Annotated in this window: 14 protein-coding genes and 1 pseudogene; 9 read left to right on the plus strand and 6 right to left on the minus strand. The window is 72.0% G+C overall.

What is annotated here, in order from left to right; translation table 11 throughout:
* Positions 1 to 60: 60 nt before the first annotated feature.
* Positions 61 to 720 (minus strand): annotated as a pseudogene (locus tag ACF1FZ_RS25165) (class I SAM-dependent methyltransferase).
* A 193-nt stretch (positions 721 to 913) separates the two neighbouring features.
* Between ACF1FZ_RS25165 and ACF1FZ_RS25170 the strand changes: the two are divergent.
* The 4 genes from ACF1FZ_RS25170 to ACF1FZ_RS25185 all read left to right on the plus strand — a co-directional run bounded on the left by ACF1FZ_RS25170 (position 914) and on the right by ACF1FZ_RS25185 (position 3,784).
* Positions 914 to 1,510 carry a PadR family transcriptional regulator gene (locus tag ACF1FZ_RS25170; protein WP_391775663.1) on the plus strand — a complete coding sequence of 199 codons (597 nt, stop codon included), beginning with the start codon at positions 914 to 916 and terminating at the stop codon, positions 1,508 to 1,510.
* Between the two features lie 198 nt (positions 1,511 to 1,708).
* Positions 1,709 to 2,251 (plus strand): Clp protease N-terminal domain-containing protein, encoded by a 543-nt coding sequence (locus tag ACF1FZ_RS25175; protein WP_391775664.1) that lies wholly within the window; start codon positions 1,709 to 1,711, stop codon positions 2,249 to 2,251.
* 67 nt (positions 2,252 to 2,318) lie between these two features.
* Positions 2,319 to 3,353, plus strand: coding sequence for a DMT family transporter (locus ACF1FZ_RS25180; protein WP_391775665.1), 1,035 nt, complete (start codon positions 2,319 to 2,321; stop codon positions 3,351 to 3,353).
* A gap of 269 nt (positions 3,354 to 3,622) precedes the next feature.
* Positions 3,623 to 3,784 (plus strand): hypothetical protein, encoded by a 162-nt coding sequence (locus ACF1FZ_RS25185; RefSeq protein WP_391775666.1) that lies wholly within the window; start codon positions 3,623 to 3,625, stop codon positions 3,782 to 3,784.
* A gap of 50 nt (positions 3,785 to 3,834) precedes the next feature.
* Here ACF1FZ_RS25185 and ACF1FZ_RS25190 read toward each other — a convergent pair whose 3' ends face one another.
* A complete protein-coding gene (locus ACF1FZ_RS25190; protein ID WP_391775667.1) occupies positions 3,835 to 4,530 on the minus strand; it encodes a pyridoxamine 5'-phosphate oxidase family protein in 696 nt (231 codons plus the stop codon).
* A gap of 35 nt (positions 4,531 to 4,565) precedes the next feature.
* Here ACF1FZ_RS25190 and ACF1FZ_RS25195 point away from each other — a divergent pair, with 35 nt between their 5' ends.
* Positions 4,566 to 5,897 (plus strand): aminotransferase class I/II-fold pyridoxal phosphate-dependent enzyme, encoded by a 1,332-nt coding sequence (locus tag ACF1FZ_RS25195; RefSeq protein ID WP_391775668.1) that lies wholly within the window; start codon positions 4,566 to 4,568, stop codon positions 5,895 to 5,897.
* Between the two features lie 274 nt (positions 5,898 to 6,171).
* Here ACF1FZ_RS25195 and ACF1FZ_RS25200 read toward each other — a convergent pair whose 3' ends face one another.
* Positions 6,172 to 6,645, minus strand: a complete 474-nt coding sequence (locus tag ACF1FZ_RS25200; protein WP_391775669.1) for a pyridoxamine 5'-phosphate oxidase family protein — start codon at positions 6,643 to 6,645, stop codon at positions 6,172 to 6,174.
* Between the two features lie 611 nt (positions 6,646 to 7,256).
* Positions 7,257 to 7,970 (minus strand): GntR family transcriptional regulator, encoded by a 714-nt coding sequence (locus tag ACF1FZ_RS25205; protein ID WP_391775670.1) that lies wholly within the window; start codon positions 7,968 to 7,970, stop codon positions 7,257 to 7,259.
* A gap of 223 nt (positions 7,971 to 8,193) precedes the next feature.
* Between ACF1FZ_RS25205 and manD the strand changes: the two genes are divergently transcribed.
* The 4 genes from manD to ACF1FZ_RS25225 all read left to right on the plus strand — a co-directional run bounded on the left by manD (position 8,194) and on the right by ACF1FZ_RS25225 (position 13,421).
* The gene (manD, locus tag ACF1FZ_RS25210) at positions 8,194 to 9,402 is read left to right on the plus strand and encodes a D-mannonate dehydratase ManD (protein ID WP_391775671.1); all 1,209 of its coding nucleotides are present in this window, start codon (positions 8,194 to 8,196) and stop codon (positions 9,400 to 9,402) included.
* A gap of 5 nt (positions 9,403 to 9,407) precedes the next feature.
* Positions 9,408 to 10,856: a mannitol dehydrogenase family protein gene (locus tag ACF1FZ_RS25215; RefSeq protein WP_391775672.1), complete on the plus strand. Its 1,449-nt coding sequence runs from the start codon at positions 9,408 to 9,410 to the stop codon at positions 10,854 to 10,856.
* 67 nt (positions 10,857 to 10,923) lie between these two features.
* Positions 10,924 to 12,318 carry an MFS transporter gene (locus ACF1FZ_RS25220; protein ID WP_391775673.1) on the plus strand — a complete coding sequence of 465 codons (1,395 nt, stop codon included), beginning with the start codon at positions 10,924 to 10,926 and terminating at the stop codon, positions 12,316 to 12,318.
* Positions 12,315 to 13,421 (plus strand): L-idonate 5-dehydrogenase, encoded by a 1,107-nt coding sequence (locus ACF1FZ_RS25225; protein ID WP_391775674.1) that lies wholly within the window; start codon positions 12,315 to 12,317, stop codon positions 13,419 to 13,421. The genes ACF1FZ_RS25220 and ACF1FZ_RS25225 overlap by 4 nt, the downstream gene beginning before the upstream one ends.
* A 68-nt stretch (positions 13,422 to 13,489) precedes the next feature.
* Here ACF1FZ_RS25225 and ACF1FZ_RS25230 read toward each other — a convergent pair whose 3' ends face one another.
* Both ACF1FZ_RS25230 and ACF1FZ_RS25235 read right to left on the minus strand, forming a co-directional pair.
* A complete protein-coding gene (locus ACF1FZ_RS25230) occupies positions 13,490 to 13,681 on the minus strand; it encodes a hypothetical protein (protein WP_391775675.1) in 192 nt (63 codons plus the stop codon).
* A gap of 52 nt (positions 13,682 to 13,733) precedes the next feature.
* On the minus strand, positions 13,734 to 15,155 hold the full coding sequence (locus tag ACF1FZ_RS25235; RefSeq protein ID WP_391775676.1) for a protein kinase: 1,422 nt from the start codon (positions 15,153 to 15,155) through the stop codon (positions 13,734 to 13,736).
* Positions 15,156 to 15,360 lie beyond the last annotated feature (205 nt).

The raw sequence follows: 15,360 nt of genomic DNA on the forward strand, positions 1-15,360 counted from the left end.
TGTGCGGCCCCGGCATGCCCGCGCGTACACGCGGGATGAGGAGGAAAAGCGTGTGGGTCTTCAGGGCCCTGCGGGTTTGCGGGCCGGAAAGGTGGCGACCGTTCTCTTCGCGTCTTCGGCGGGTTCCTGCAGCAGCCGGGCGGTGACCACGAGTCCGGCCTGCCGCAGAAGGGCGACGATCCGGTCCGGCGGCGGCAGATGGGATGCATAGGACACCGGGTGGCCGTATGCCTGCGCCGGTCACAGGAGTGCGTCGTCTCCCACGTGGCCGGCCACCATCAGGTGGCCGCCGGGTGCGAGGACGCGCCGGAGCTCGGCGTACAGGTCGGGCAACACCTCGGGCGGTGTGTGAGGGGTCGAGTAGCAGGCCAGGACGCCGCCGCCGAGCTCGTCCTCCCGGAGCGGCAGCGCGGTCATCGAGCCCGCGGCGAAGGCCGGGTCCGGATGGGCCTGCCGGGTCGGCGCGATCATCTTCGGGGACAGACCGATGCCGAAAGCGGGGACCTCCAGGCCCGCCAGGCGCGCGGTGACCTTGCCGGACCCGCACCCCAGGTCCGCGACCGGTCCGAGGCCATCCGTCCGTACGAGTCCGGCGAACGTGGCGAGCATGGCGCGTGACAACGGATCCAGCTCCGCCGGGGGTCTGACGAGGTCCGCGTAGGTGGCGGCGACGGTGTCGTACGACTCCCGGACCGCGGCGAGGCAGGAGGGCGCTGTCATGCGGGCGAGCTCAAGGGAGCGGACTCACGGCCCGCCGCGCGTTCGGAGGGGGCCGGCCCCCTGGCCCGGTACGCGTCAGGAGAGCCGGCCGGCGACGGACGCCTTGCCGGACGACAGTTATCGATATATCGTTGAAACATCGCGATACTTCAAGGGAGAGTCGCGAAACGATGATGAAGAGAGGAGTGCGGCCATGCGTCCACATGGGAACGGCCACGGGTGTGACCCCGGGCGCCGAGGCGTGGGCAGGGGAGACTTCGAAGGCGGACGTGCCGCGTTCGGCCCGTTCGGTCCGCCTTTCGGGGGCGGGCCCTTCGGTGGCGGACGAGGACGGGGCGGCGGCCGGGGGAGGGCCAGGCGCGGTGACGTGCGGGCGTCGATCCTCGCGTTGCTCAAGGACCGCCCGATGCACGGTTACGAGATGATCCAGGAGATCGGCGAGCGCAGCGGAGGGGCCTGGAAGCCCAGCCCCGGCTCGGTGTACCCCACGCTTCAGCTGCTGGAGGACGAGGGGTTGATCATCAGTGCCAGCGAGGGCGGGAAGAAGCTGTTCACCCTCACCGACCTGGGCCGCGGTGAGGCCGAGTCCGGGCCCGACGCCCCTTGGGAAGAAGCGGGACGCGGTGTCGACTGGGAGGGCGTCAACGAGATCCGGCAGGCCGGCTTCGGTCTGATGGAGGCGTTCGGCCAGGTGTGGAAGACCGGCTCGGCCGACCAGCGGCAGAAGGCCCTCACCGTCATCAACGACGCTCGTAAGAAGCTGTATCTGATCCTTGCCGACGAGCACTGAGCCGTGCGGTACGCAAAAGCGGAGAAGGGTCCCGGCCGCGGGGCCCTTCTCCTGCCCCTCGTGCGCGCAGTGCCGCCGGGAGCGGTGCGATCTCATCCGCAAGGATGAGGAATCCCCCTCCGGTCCCCGCCTTCCGCGGGATGGCGGATGGGCCGCGCCGGGGATGTTTTCGCTTCCCGGGCCTGATGGGGTGGAGACGTGCAATTCCGGACGTCGGGGATCCCCGAACAAGCGCCACCGAACCACCCGTGGACCGGTGCCGGGCTGAGCGCAGTGATGACCACCGTGGTGAACGGTGCGCGCAGGCGGGCGGTGCGCGACGGCGACCGCCATGTCGACACCGCTCATCTCCTGCATTCTCTCGTCGAATCCGATCCCGAGGTCCGTGAGGCCTTCGACGGCGGACCCCGGCTGGCCAGGGTGCTCGGATATCTCGTGCAGCGCAGCATCGGGTACGGCCTGCGCTGGCAGGGGACCCAGGAGGATTCGGGCGCGTTCCCGGCCGTACGGGAGCGTGCGGGTGAGGGGTGGTCGCCTTCGGCGGCAGCGGCACTGGCTCGTGCCCGCCGGAGCGCGCTCCGGCGCGGAGAACTCCATGCCGACGGGCTCGACCTGCTGGCAGCGCTGGCCGCGGATCCTCGATGTCGTGCGGTCGAGGTGCTGGAGCGGGCGGGAGTGACGATCGAGCGGCTCGGTGCCCGTGCGGCGGGCAGGACGGCAGGGCGAGGCCGGCAGGGGTGATCATGAACACCCGGAGGACAGGTGTGACAGGGGTGACGCTGCTGACGGCTGCTGCCATGATGTGCCGATGTACGCGTCTCAGGGGAGAAGTGCCGGTCTGGGCCTGGCCCTTGCCTCGGCCTTCGCATTCGGTGGTTCAGGGGTCGCGGCCAAGCCGCTGATCGAGGCGGGGCTCGACCCGCTGCACGTGGTGTGGCTGCGGGTGGCCGGCGCCGCCCTCGTCATGCTGCCGGTCGCCTGGCGCCACCGGGGGCTGGTGCGGGAGAGGCCCGTTCTGCTGGCCGGTTTCGGGCTGTTCGCCGTGGCCGGGGTGCAGGCCTTCTACTTCGCCTCGATCTCGCGGATCCCGGTCGGTGTCGCCCTCCTCGTCGAGTACCTGGCGCCCGCCCTCGTCCTCGGCTGGGTGCGATTCGTGCAGCGGCGGCCCGTCACCCGCGCGGCCGCGGCCGGTGTGGTGCTGGCGGTCGGCGGACTCGCCTGTGTCGTCGAGGTGTGGGCCGGTCTGAGCTTCGACGCGGTCGGGCTGCTGCTCGCCCTCGGCGCGGCGTGCTGCCAGGTGGGCTACTTCGTCCTGTCGGACCAGGGCGCCGGCCACGGGGACACGGCAAAAGCCCGTCCTCCGCACCCCGTAGGAGTGATCGCGTACGGACTGCTGGCCGGCGCGGCCGTGCTCACCGTGGTGGCAAGGCCCTGGTCCATGGACTGGACGGTGCTCGGCGGAAGCGCGGACATGGACGGGCGCGATGTTCCCGCGTGGCTGCTGCTCGTCTGGATCGTGCTGCTCGCGACCGTGCTGGCCTACGTGACCGGTGTGGTGTCGGTACGGCTGCTCTCGCCGCAGGTCGCGGGCGTCGTCGCCTGCCTCGAGGCGGTCGTCGCGACCGTGCTCGCCTGGGTGCTGCTGGGTGAGCACCTCTCCGCACCGCAGCTCGTGGGCGGCGGCGTGGTGCTGATCGGCGCCTTCATCGCACAGTCGTCCGCCCCCAAGTCGCCGTCAGGGCCGGTGGCGTCGGGCCCGGGTGCGCCGGCCTCAGGGGCGACAGGAGCAGACGAACCGGCCGCTGCCGGAACGGACGTGTCCCGGCCGCCGGCCTCCTCATAGGGCGTCGGTCATGCCGTGGACCGTACTTCTGTTGCCTGTTGCCTGCCGTTCGGCGCGCGGCACCTCCCCGGACGTAGGCCTGGCTCGGGTGCGGCCCGAGCGGAGCCGAGCGGCCGTCCCCCCTTCTTCCGGGGATCCGCGTGCCCCGTCCTGTTGCCGGCCTGTCCGTGGGGCTGCTGCCGGCCCGGTGACCGGGCCGGGACGGAGCCGACCGCTTCCGCTCTGTTCCGTGGGTGCGGCGGCGGCCCGTCCGGCTGACGGTGCCGGTGGTGATACCGCTCGAGCCGGTGAGCGCCGAGGTCATCGCGGTGGCGGTGCTGCGGGAGCGGTTCACCGCCGCCACACTGCTCCTGCTCACCGCTGTGGTGGAGCCGGGCGGGCTCTCACCGGAAAGCGCAGCGCGGCAGCCGCCCGCCGCCGGGCCGCCGTAACGGCCTGACCCGCCGGATCGCGGGGCGGGCGGCGGACAGCAGCCGAGAGGTCAGAGCGCGGTGAGGTACTCCGGCATCCGGACCGCGGGGTCCAGGTCGCCGGACGGCTCCGGCGTCGCATATCCGTGCGTCACCGGAACGATGCCCGCCCAGTGCGGCAGCGAGAGGTCCTCCGGGTCGTCGTTCGGGCCGCCGGTACGGATCTTGGCGGAGACCTCGTCGAGGTCGAGGCGGATCACCGCGGTCGCGGCGAGCTCCTTCGCGTCCGCCGGGCGCGAGTCCTTCGACCTGCCCGGCACGACCTGGTCGACGATGGCGTCTAGCGCCGAACGCCGCTCCTCCGGGTCCGTCACGGTCCGGGCGATGCCGTGCACCACCACGGAGCGGTAGTTCATCGAGTGGTGGAAGGCGGAACGTGCCAGAACCAGAGCGTCCACATGCGTCACGGTCAGGCAGACGGCGAGGCCTGGATCCGCCGCACCCGTGGCGCGCAGAGGGCGCGATCCGGTCGAGCCGTGCACGTACAGCCGTTCCCCGACCCGGCCGAAGAGGGTCGGCAGGACGACGGGCGCGCCGTCGCGGACGAAGCCCAGATGGCAGAGGTAGGCCGCGTCGAGTATCGAGTGGACCGTTTCGTGGTCGTACGAGGCGCGCTGCCTGGCGCGGCTCGGGACCGTGCGCTCCGTCGGCTCGTAGGCGGAAGCCCCCGGAAGGCCGGTGCTCTCGGGCGTGTCGGTGTCCGGCATTGCGTACTCCATTGCACTAGTGCATAATATTTTTTGTGCTAGGAGAGTATCGGATCAGTGGGCGGCGTGCATCCGACATCGCCGCGAGTGTGGAGAGCGGTGTCGCCTCGGGTGAGCTCGGACCCGGGCATGTACTGCCGCCCTTGCGGGAGTTGGCGTCCCTGCTCGGCGTCAATCCGAACACGGTGGCCGCCGCCTATCGCACCCTTCGTGAGCGCGGGGTGATCGAGACGGCGGGGCGGCGGGGGAGCCGGGTGCGGTCCCGGCCCGCGAGCACGGCGCGTGGTTCGCTCGGGGTGGAGGCGCCTCCCGGTGTGCGTGACCTGGGCGACGGCAATCCCGATCCCGCGCTGCTGCCGGACCTCGGGGAGGCACTGGCGGCGGCCGCGGAGGCGTACGGCCGGGGGCCCGGTCTCTACGGGGACGCGGCGGTGGTCCCTCGGTTCGCGGAGCTCGCGCGGGCAGGTCTGGACGCCGACGGCGTGCCCGTGGGGCCGGTGGTGGCCGCTTCCGGGTCCCTCGACGCCATCGAGCGTGTGCTGACCGCGCACCTCAGACCCGGCGATGGTGTGGCGGTCGAGGATCCGGGGTGGGGCGCCCTGCTCGATCTCGTTCCGGCGCTCGGCATGCGGGTCGTGCCGGTGGGGCTGGACGAGGACGGTCCGCTGCCCGGGGACGTGGGGCGGGCCCTGCGGGCGGGAGTGAGGGCGCTGGTGGTCACAGACCGGGCGCAGAACCCGACCGGCGCGGCCGTGGGAGCCGGGAGGGCCGCTGAACTGCGGTCCGTCCTCGCGGCTCACCCCGACGTGCTCCTGATCGAGGACGACCACGGCCACGCCATCGTCGACCTGCCGGTGCACCCCCTCGCGGGGGTCACGGAGCGCTGGGCCTTCGTGCGGTCGGTCTCCAAGGCGTACGGCCCCGATCTGCGGGTCGCCGTGCTCACCGGGGACGGGCTGACCGTGGACCGGGTGGCCGGCCGGCAGAGGCTGGGGCCCGGATGGGTCAGCGCTCTCCTGCAGCGGGCCGTGGCTCACCTGTGGGCGACCGGGGCCGTCGACACGCCGGCCGTCGCCCGCTCCTACGGGGAGCGCCGGGACGCGCTCGCGCGGGCACTGGGGGAGCGGGGGATCACGGCGGGCGGGCGGACCGGCATGAACGTGTGGGTGCCTGTCAGCGACGAGACCGGAGCGGTGGCGAGGATGCTCCACTCGGGCTGGGCGGTGGCTCCGGGGGCACGGTTCCGGATCGCCTCGCCGCAGGGGATCCGCCTGACCGTCTCGTCGTTGTCCGCTGCCGACATCGCGCCCCTGGCGGATGCGGTGGCCGCGGCGGCGGCGCCCGCCCGCCCGGTCGGTCACGGCTGAGCTGCCGACTGCGGAGGGCGGTCCGGCGCCGGTGAGGCGACGGGGGAACCTGGGGCGCGGCTCCGGGTGCCCGCGAGGGCAGCCGGCGCGGCTCCGGTGCCCTCGCGGGCCCGACCGCACGCCGGACAGGGCCACCCGGGCCGTCGTGGTGATCACCGTGTTGAAGCAGGTGGCCATCTGTGCCCTCGTGGAGGCCACCTCGGTGAGGGGTCCGCAGGAAGAGGGCGAGGAACCGGTCTCGAGTGCTCCCGGGACGGGTCCCGCACGCACCGGTCTACCGAGCCGGCCCGGACAGCTTCCTGAAGTCCCAGGACCTGACGGTTCGTGGCGTGAGCCGGAGCCAGGCGTGGCGTCCGTCGTGCGGCAAGGAGTCCAGGCCGAAGTACTTCGCCGCGAACAGTCTCTCCGGAGCCTCCAGCTCGGCGCACTCCTCGCCCGTGCGTGGTATCCCGCCGACGAAGGAGGCCTCGCCCGACAGTTCCACACCGCGAAGCTCGCCGTACTCCACCCCGTCGTCCACCACCACGGCGACCCTCGGGTCACGCCGGAGCTGTGCCCAGCGCAGACTCCGGGTGAGGGAGTAGAGCCAGAGGGAGGCGCCGTCCCAGACGAACCACAGGGCTCCGACGTGCGGCATGCCCTCGGGGGAAACCGTGGCGACCCGGCAGGTGCGCTGTTGTGCCAGGTAGGTGTCCCGTTCCGCGTCGGTCATCATGAGCCGACGGCCACGACGCTGGGCAACGGTCACAAGCGCCCCTCCTGCGGTTCGGCCGGTCCGGGCATCATGGTGCCTCGTCCGTGATCACGCAACAGCTCCGTCCGTCCCGGCTTCTCGCACGGGAGTGAGGGAGTCGCCCTCCGCCCGGGTCTGCTTCCTCGGCAGTGGCGGGGTGGCGGGGCCGCGGTCGCCGTGTCGAACGTACTGTGGTGCCAGGGGAAGTTGAGACGCCGTCGGCGATCCCCTTCGTCACGCAGCCCCGGGGGTGCACTTCGAGGAGAACGCCTTGAACGTGCCGGCCGTCGGCCGGGTGACGGCCGGCACCCTTGTCGGCGAAGACCGCTCCGCGGCCCTCGGGAATATCGGCCGTCTTCGCGAGGCCTGCTCCGCCTGCCTCCCCGGTCGGCCGGACCGTGTCCGGACCCCGGCGTCCTGCGGGCCCCCGCGCGCGGCGGGTGCGGGGCCACTCCCGCCGCACCGGCCGCCGCGACGACGGAGCGGCGCCCGAAGCGGGCCTGGCTCCCCCCGCGATGTGTTCGTGCCTGTTTCCCTCGACGGAGTGACGGGGCCTCGGAGGCGGATACGTACCGGCGCCCTGCGCGTTCACGGGTGCCTGACACGAATCCGGACAGGTGGTCCGGTCACTCCCAGACGACGACGTTGCGCCGGACCGGCACGGTCGAGGGGTCCGTGGCGAACAGTTCGGGGGAGTGGCTGCGGATGCGTTCGATGTCGTTGAAGACCGCCCGCAGGTGGTCACGCATGTGGGAGCGGGCCAGTGAGGCGTGACCGCCGACGACGGCCTCGAGGATCTCCCGGTGCTGGCTGGTGAAGACGGCCGGGGACGCGTTCTCGTGCAGACCGAGGCGCCGAGCCCTGTCCAGGTGGCCCTTGGCCGCGGCGACGGTGGTCCAGACGTCGCCGTGACCGCTCAGGCGCATCAGGCCGTGGTGAAACGCCTCGTCCAGGGCGAAGAACTCCTCCAGGCCGAGGTCCGCACGCTGCTGGCGTTCGAGATTGTCCCGCAGTTCGCCGACGACGGCCGGGTCGAGCCGCGGAGGAAGGTTGTCCAGAGAGGCGAGCTCCACGGCTTCCCGCAGGAACTGTGCGTCGGCGACCTGGGCGGGGTCCACGCGCGAGACGAACGACCCGACCTTCGGGAAGACCTGCACCAGACCCTCCTGAGCCAGCAGGATCAGGCTCTCGCGCACCGGGGTGCGGCTCACGCCCAGAGCCGCGGCGAGCTCGTTCTCGGACAGGGCGGCGCCGGGGGGGAGTTCCAGGGTCAGCACCATCTGACGCAGCTTCAGGTAGATGCTGTGCCTGCTGGTCCGCCGCCCGTTCGCTTGAGCCATGCGCCCATCCTACGTACCGGCGGGGACGGTCCCGGCCGCCGGCCGAGGTCGTCCGGCGGGTGGAACGGCGGGCGCCGGGCGAGCGGCCGTCAGCGGAAGAGTATTGCCGCACTGTGCGACAAGTGCTTGTATACAAGTACTGCACGACAGCCGTGCCCGACTGGCTGGGACCTCAGGCCGCCATCCGGCCCCCTGCCTCGTCCGCCACCGCAAGGAGACCCCCGTGAGCAAGATCGAACGCGTCGAGGTGCTGGTCGCCTCCCCCGGGCGCACGTTCGTCACACTGCGCATCACCACCACGGACGGGGTGACCGGACTCGGTGACGCCACGCTCAACGGCAGAGAGCTCGCCGTGGCGAGTTATCTGCGCGACCACGTGGCGCCGCTGCTGACCGGCAAGGATCCTGCCCGCATCGAGGACATGTGGCAGTACCTCTACAAGGGCGCGTACTGGCGCCGCGGGCCCGTGACGATGACCGCTGTCTCCGCCGTAGACACCGCACTGTGGGACATCAAGGGCAAGACCGCCGGGCTCCCCGTCTACCAGCTCCTCGGAGGGCGCTCCAGGGACGGCGTGCTGGTCTACTCGCACGCCAGCGGCACGGACGTCCCCTCGCTCCTCGACGACGTCGAGCGCTACCTGGAGCTGGGCTACCGTGCCGTCCGGGCCCAGGCCGCGGTGCCCGACGTGGGCGGTACGTACGGGGTCCGAAAAGGAAAGGTCTACGAGCCGGCCGCGACCGAGCTGCCGGACGAGCAGCCGTGGGACACCGAGGCGTACCTCGGTTTCGCGCCCACCTACCTGGAGGCCGTGCGTGAGCGCTTCGGCTTCGGGTTCCACCTTCTGCACGACGTCCATCACCGGCTGAGCCCGATCGAGGCGGCACGGTTCGGCAAGAGCGTCGAGGCCTGCCGGCTCTTCTGGATGGAGGACCCGACCCCGGCCGAGAACCAGGAGGCGTTCCGGCTCATCCGCGAGCACACGACCACACCGATCGCCGTCGGCGAGGTCATGAACTCCATCTGGGACGTGCAGCACCTCATCACCGGGCAGCTCATCGACTACGTACGCACCACCGTCGCCCACGCGGGCGGCATCACCCACCTGCGACGCATCTTCGACCTCGCCGCGCTCTACCAGGTGCGTACCGGCTCCCACGGCGCGACCGATCTCTCCCCCGTCAGCATGGCCGCCGCCGTACACCTCGACGTGAGCGTGCCGAACTTCGGTATCCAGGAGTACATGGGCCACCCGGAGGAGACGGCTGAGGTGTTCCGCAGCGGTGTGACCTTCGCCGACGGCATGCTGCACCCGTCCGAGGAACCCGGCCTCGGCGTGGAGTACGACGAGAAGGCGGCCGAACGCTTCCCTTACCAGCGGCGCTACCTCCCGGTCGCGCGCCGGCTGGACGGTACGGTGCACGACTGGTGAGCGCCATGAGCCTGCCTGCGCTGAACCGCGCGACGCTGTCCCGGATCGAGCCGGGACAGCGACCCACCGTGGATCCCGCCGAGCTGCGTCCCCGGATCGTGCACTTCGGGCTCGGTGCCTTCCACCGGGCGCACCAGGCGGTGTACACCGAGAACGCCGCCGCCCGCTCCGGCGAACCCTGGGGCATCACCGCGGTCGCGCCCCGCTCGGCGGGGACCGTGCGCGCCCTGCGGGACCAGGACTGTCTCTACTCGCTCACCGAACACCGCCCCGGCGGCAGCGTGTGCCGAGTCGTGGGAGCGGTTGTCGGCGCCCTGACGATGGGGCCCGACGCCGGGGCCGTCGACGCCCTGCTCACCGACCCGGACGTCACCGTGGTGACCCTGACCGTCACGGAGAAGGGCTATCACCGCTCCCCTTCCACCGGCGGACTCGACCTCTCGGCGGCACCCGTGGCCGCAGACCTCGCGGCCGGCCCGGGCGGCCCGCTCAGCACGGTGGTGGGCCGGCTGGCCGCCGGCCTGGCCGCGCGGACGCGAGCCGGAGCTCCGCCCGTGAGCGTCGTGTCCTGCGACAACATGGCGGGCAACGGCGGTGTGCTGGGCCGGGTCGTCCGCGACTTCGTCCGGGCGTCGCCCTGGCCGGACCGCGACGAGGTACTGGACCGGATGGCCGGGACCGTGGCCTTCCCCGCGACCGTCGTGGACCGGATCGTGCCCGCGGCCGGTGCGGCCGGCCTGACGACGGCCTCCGCCGCGCTCGGCGTGCACGACGCCCTGGCCGTGGCCGGCGAGCCCTACCGGCAGTGGGTCCTGGAGGACACCTTCGCCGCACCACGGCCACCCTGGGAACGGGACGGAGCCCTGCTCGTACCGGATGTCACGCCGTACCAGCTCACCAAGCTGCGGCTGCTCAACGGTTCGCACTCGGCGCTCGCACATCTCGGCCTCGCCGCCGGGTGCGTCACGATCGCCGACACGATGGCGACGGAGTGGGGTGAGAGCACCGTCCGGGCCCTGTGCGCGGAGGTCGCCGCCACTCTTCCCGCCGGAGGGCCCGACCCCGGCGCCTACGCCCACGACCTCGTCGTGCGGTTCCGCAATCCCGCGATGCACCACCTCCTGCGGCAGATCGGCTCCGACAGCTCGCTGAAGATCGCGGAACGCTGGCTGCCCGCCCTGCGGGAACTGCGCGGACGAGGCGCGGGCACCCCGGCCTTGGAACTGGCCCTCGCCGCCTGGGCACACGGCACGCGCCCCGACACCGCCACCGCCCTCACCGATCCCGCCGCCGACGCGCTCGCCGCCTGCTGGTCGGCTCCGGCCCGGCCCGCGGAAACGGTGCGTGCGCTGCTGAGTGCCGTCGGGGCGCCGGACCTGGCCGGTGACGACGCCCTCACCACCGCGGTGGCGGGCCGGCTGCCGGCGCTGCGAGCCGGCCGCGTCGAGATCTGAGCCGTCCCGGCTGAGAACGCCTTCAGTCCCGCACACCGCTCGTAATCACCGAACAACGGAGTTCACGATGAAGGACAGTGCTGTCACCGTGGAGCAGACGCGCTCCGCGAAGCGCACCACGGGTGACCTGACCCGGGCCGCCGTCTCGGGCTGGCTGGGCACGGCCATGGAGTTCATGGATTTCCAGCTCTACTCGCTGGCCGCAGCGATCGTGTTCAACAAGATCTTCTTTCCCGACGTCAGTCCCGCCATCGGCCTCATCGCCGCGATGGCCACCTACGGCGTGGGCTACGTGGCCCGGCTCGCCGGTGCCGTCTACTTCGGCCGGATGGGGGACCGGATCGGCCGCAAGAGGGTCCTCTACCTCACCGTCCTGCTGATGGGTGTCTCCACCACCCTGATCGGCGCCCTGCCCACCTACGCCACCATCGGCATCCTCGCACCGATCCTGCTCGTCGTCCTCCGGCTGGTGCAGGGCTTCGGCGCGGGCGCCGAGATCGCCGGGGCGACCGTACTGCTCGTCGAGTACGCCCCCGTCCGCCGACGCGGTCTCATCGCCTCGCTGGTCTCGCTCGGGACCAACTCGGGAACGCTCGCCGCCTCGGGACTGTGGGCGATCCTGCTCGCCGTGCTCACCGAGGAGCAGCTGCTGTCCTGGGGCTGGCGGCTGCCCTTCCTCCTCAGCTTCGGACTGATGTTCTTCGCCTTCTGGCTGCGCCGAGGACTCAAGGAGAGCCCGGTCTTCGAGGAACGCCCCGATGTGGTGGACGGCGTGGCGCTGGCCCGCGACGAGGTGGAGTCCGTCATCGCCGACGCCGACCAGCAGCACGGCGACGTCCTGGCGGCCGGCATCCGGCAGCGCAAGGGCAAGGCCTTCTTCATCGCGCTGGGACTGCGCTTCGGCCAGGCGGGCAACTCAGGACTGATCCAGACCTTCCTGGTCGGCTACATCGCCACCCAGCTCTCCGTCGGCCGGTCCGTCCTGACGGACGCGATCGTGTACGGCTCCCTGCTGGGCTTCGTCACCGTGCCGGTCATCGGTCTGCTCGGGGACCGCTTCGGGCGGCGCGTGATCTACCTGACGCTCACCCTGCTGACCGTCGCCGTCTCCTTCCCGGTGATGTTCCTGATCAGTTCCGGCTCGACACCCGCGGTGATGATCGGCATGGTGCTCGGTCTGAACATCGGAGTCCTCGGGCTGTTCTCGCTGGAGAGCGTGACGATGGCCGAACTCTTCGGTTCGCGCACCCGGTTCACCCAGCTCGCGCTCGCCAAGGAGATCGGCGGCATCCTCGCCACCGCGATCGGCCCCGTACTGGCGGCCACGCTCACGGCTCTGACCGGCAGCTGGTGGCCCATCGCGGCGATGCTCGTCGCCTACTCGCTCATCACATTCGTCAGCGCGTTCCTCGCGCCGGAGACCCGCGGACGCGACCTGGTCCGCCTGGAGGACGCCGTATGACCGCCGTTGCGGGAGAAGACCGTACGGGTGCGGAAGCCCGGACACGCGCTGCGGGCGCGGGTGAGCCGCGCATGCGGGCCGTCGTCGTGCACGGGCCGGGGGACCTGCGGGTCGACGAGCGGACCCGGCCCGTGCCCGGTGCGGGCGAGGTGCTCCTGGCCATGGAGTGGGGCGGGATCTGCGGTTCCGACATCGCCTACTGGAGGAAGGGGGCCTCCGGTACGGCCGAGCTCGTCCATCCACTGGTGCTCGGGCACGAGGTCGCGGGCAGGATCGCCGCGCTCGGTCCCGGCGTCACGGGGCCGGGCGTGGGCAGGCCGGTGACCGTCCACCCGGCCCAGCTTCTCGGTGACGGGGTACTGCCGGAACGGATCGCCGGACGCACCAACCTCTACCCGCGCATCCGCTACTTCGGCTCGGCGGCCTTCACCCCCCACACCGACGGCGGGTTCAGTGAGTACCGTACGGTCCGCGCGGAACAGATCCGGCCACTGCCGCCCGGAGTGGGCACCGAACAGGGCGCCCTGGCCGAGCCGCTGGCGGTCGCCCTGCACGCGGCCGACCGGGTCCCCGACCTGCGCGGCCGGACCGTCCTGGTCAACGGCGCCGGCCCGATCGGCTCCCTCGTCGTGGCCGCCGCCCGGTACCGCGGAGCGGCCACCGTCATCGCCGCGGACCTGACGGCGCCCGCCCTCGCCGTCGCCCGCGCCATGGGCGCCGACGAGACCCGTGACCTGGCACGCGGCGATGTCCTGCCACAGGACGTCGACGTGGTCTTCGAGGCGTCCGGAGCCCCGGCCGCCCTGGGGCCCGTGCTGCGGGCCACCGCACGGGGCGGCACGCTCGTACAGGTCGGCAACCTGCCCGGAGCGGCCGCACCGGCGGTCCTCGGTGACCTGGTGACCCGCGAGATCACGTGGATCGGGTCGTACCGCTTCGTCGAGGAGATGGACGACGCCCTGCTCGCCCTGCAGGAAGGGCTGGACCTGACCCCGCTGATCACCCACCGCTTCCCGCTGGCACGCGCGCAGGAGGCGCTGGCGGTTGCCGCCGACCCGGCCGGCGGCAGCAGCAAGGTCATGCTGCGCCTGTCCGACGGGTGAGGAGCCGCCCGCTCCCGCAGGCCCGGGCTGCCCACCTCGTACGCCATCGTCCGCAGTGCCCGGCACAGTCAGCGGCGCTGCGCCCACGTGCGGGGTGAGCCCTCGGGCGCCGGCCGGGCGAGCAGCATGCCCAGGTCGACGGCGTCGGCCATTACCCGGGTGCCCGCGTCGTCGGGGTGGAGTCCGTCCCCGCCGTCGTAGGCGGGGTCCATGGTCAGCGGGTCATCGTGCGACGGAGTGGCCGACGCGAAGTCGGCCACTCCGTCGAATGCGCCGCCGGGCCGGCTCAGTCACTGCGTTGTCCTCACACCTTCAGTGGTGCGGGGCCGCATTGCCGGACTTCTTCTGCTGCGCCTTCTTCTCGGCCTTTTCCGCCTTCTCCGCTTTTTCTGCCTTCTTGATCCGGCCAGGGGGGAGATGCCGAGTTCTGGCTGTCGTATCCTCCTGCGTCGTGGCGGCGGTTGCGGATGTGGCTGGGTCGCGCGGTGCGGTTCGTGCCGCCTCGGGTGCCGAACTGTGCGCGCCTGCGTCCTCGGGGACTGTGCCGGCGGAGGCGCCGGGTTCGGAGGACGGCGCCTCCGCCGGTGCCGTGGCGGTCTTCCGCCCTGGGCCGGCAGGGCGGTCCGGCTTTACGGCGGGGGCGTCAGTGGCCCTGGTGGCGTTTCGGTCGTTGCCCTGCGGGGCGGAACCGCCGGTCACGGCGAGGCCGGTTGCCGTGACGGCGGCGAGTGCGACGGTCGCACTCGCCATGAGGATGCGACCGCGCGCGGCCGTGGTCCGGGGAGCGGGCCGTTTTTCATCGGGCATCGGATTGGTGTGCGTGTCCTCGGCCGCCGGCGAGGGCTCTTGGCCGGTGATGAGGCTCGTGACAGGCGCCGACGGTCCGGCTTCGGCGCGGGCTGCGCCGGCCACCGCAGCCAGGGTGCGCGCGCAGTCACGGGCCGTTGGGCGGCACTGTTCGTCGAGGGCTGTCATGTCCCGCAGCAGAACGCCCAGTCGGCCCGGCAGCCCGTCAGGCAGGACGGGCTGCCGGTGCAGTCGTGCGATAGCGGCTTCGAGGGGGCCGCCGTCGTACTCGAGCCTGCCCGTGAGGCATTCGAGAAGAACCAGGCCGAGGGCGTATATGTCGGCGGGCCGGCCGACGGGGCGGCCGAGGACCTGCTCGGGAGAGAGATAGGCGGCGGTGCCGACGAGTGTGCCGGTGGCGGTGTGGGTGGTGGCGTCCAGCAGGCGGGAGATGCCGAAGTCGGCCAGATGGGGGCGGTGGGCAGCATCCAGCAGGATGTTCGACGGTTTGACGTCCCGGTGGACGACCCCTGCTTCGTGCGCGTGTGCCAGCGCGTGCGCGAGGCCGGCGCCGAGCGCGGCAGTCGTTTCGGGCGGCAGAGGGCCCTGAGTGATGCGGTTCTTCAGTGTGCTGCCTTCGATCAGTTGCATGACCAGAAAGGCGCGTCCGTTGTGCTGCCCGGCGTCGTAGGCGGTGACGAGTCCGGGATGGTGCAACCGGGCCAAGATCACTGCTTCGCTGTGCAGGCTCTCCTCGAGGCCGATGTCGATGCCGGCCTCGGGCCGGAAAACCTTGACCGCCACCGGTCGTCTCAACCGGAGGTCGAAACCCCGGTGGACATCCGCGGCGCCGCCGCTGCCGAGGAATTCGTCCAGACGGTACCGGCCGCTCAGCACCTCGGCGGAACACCGGGAAGCTGTGGCCTGAGCGAAGTCACGAAGCCGCATTCCCTCTCCCACTGCATCGAAGGGCACGTGCCCCTGGCGAGCCGTGACCGACGCGCCACAGGACGCGAGTACCCACGAGAAGCTGGAGTACCCCCACGTTCTCGCAGGCGACGACGGCATGGGCTGACGTGGACACTCCGAGGAAGTGCGGTCGGCCACCGGACGGCGAGGCGGGGGGTGCGGCCATGTGTTCGGCTCCCGCCCG

The organism is Streptomyces sp. NPDC014623 (assembly GCF_043088245.1).
GTDB lineage: Bacteria > Actinomycetota > Actinomycetes > Streptomycetales > Streptomycetaceae > Streptomyces.

What these genes read in the sequence shown, in the direction of transcription:
- ACF1FZ_RS25220 (WP_391775673.1), top strand. Translation starts at nt 10,924, where the DNA reads ATGAAGGACAGTGCTGTCACCGTGGAGCAGACGCGCTCCGCGAAGCGC.
- ACF1FZ_RS25225 (WP_391775674.1), top strand. Translation starts at nt 12,315, where the DNA reads ATGACCGCCGTTGCGGGAGAAGACCGTACGGGTGCGGAAGCCCGGACA.
- ACF1FZ_RS25190 (WP_391775667.1), bottom strand. Translation starts at nt 4,530, where the DNA reads ATGCCGGACACCGACACGCCCGAGAGCACCGGCCTTCCGGGGGCTTCC.
- ACF1FZ_RS25205 (WP_391775670.1), bottom strand. Translation starts at nt 7,970, where the DNA reads ATGGCTCAAGCGAACGGGCGGCGGACCAGCAGGCACAGCATCTACCTG.
- ACF1FZ_RS25215 (WP_391775672.1), top strand. Translation starts at nt 9,408, where the DNA reads ATGAGCCTGCCTGCGCTGAACCGCGCGACGCTGTCCCGGATCGAGCCG.
- ACF1FZ_RS25180 (WP_391775665.1), top strand. Translation starts at nt 2,319, where the DNA reads ATGTACGCGTCTCAGGGGAGAAGTGCCGGTCTGGGCCTGGCCCTTGCC.
- ACF1FZ_RS25235 (WP_391775676.1), bottom strand. Translation starts at nt 15,155, where the DNA reads ATGCGGCTTCGTGACTTCGCTCAGGCCACAGCTTCCCGGTGTTCCGCC.
- ACF1FZ_RS25170 (WP_391775663.1), top strand. Translation starts at nt 914, where the DNA reads ATGCGTCCACATGGGAACGGCCACGGGTGTGACCCCGGGCGCCGAGGC.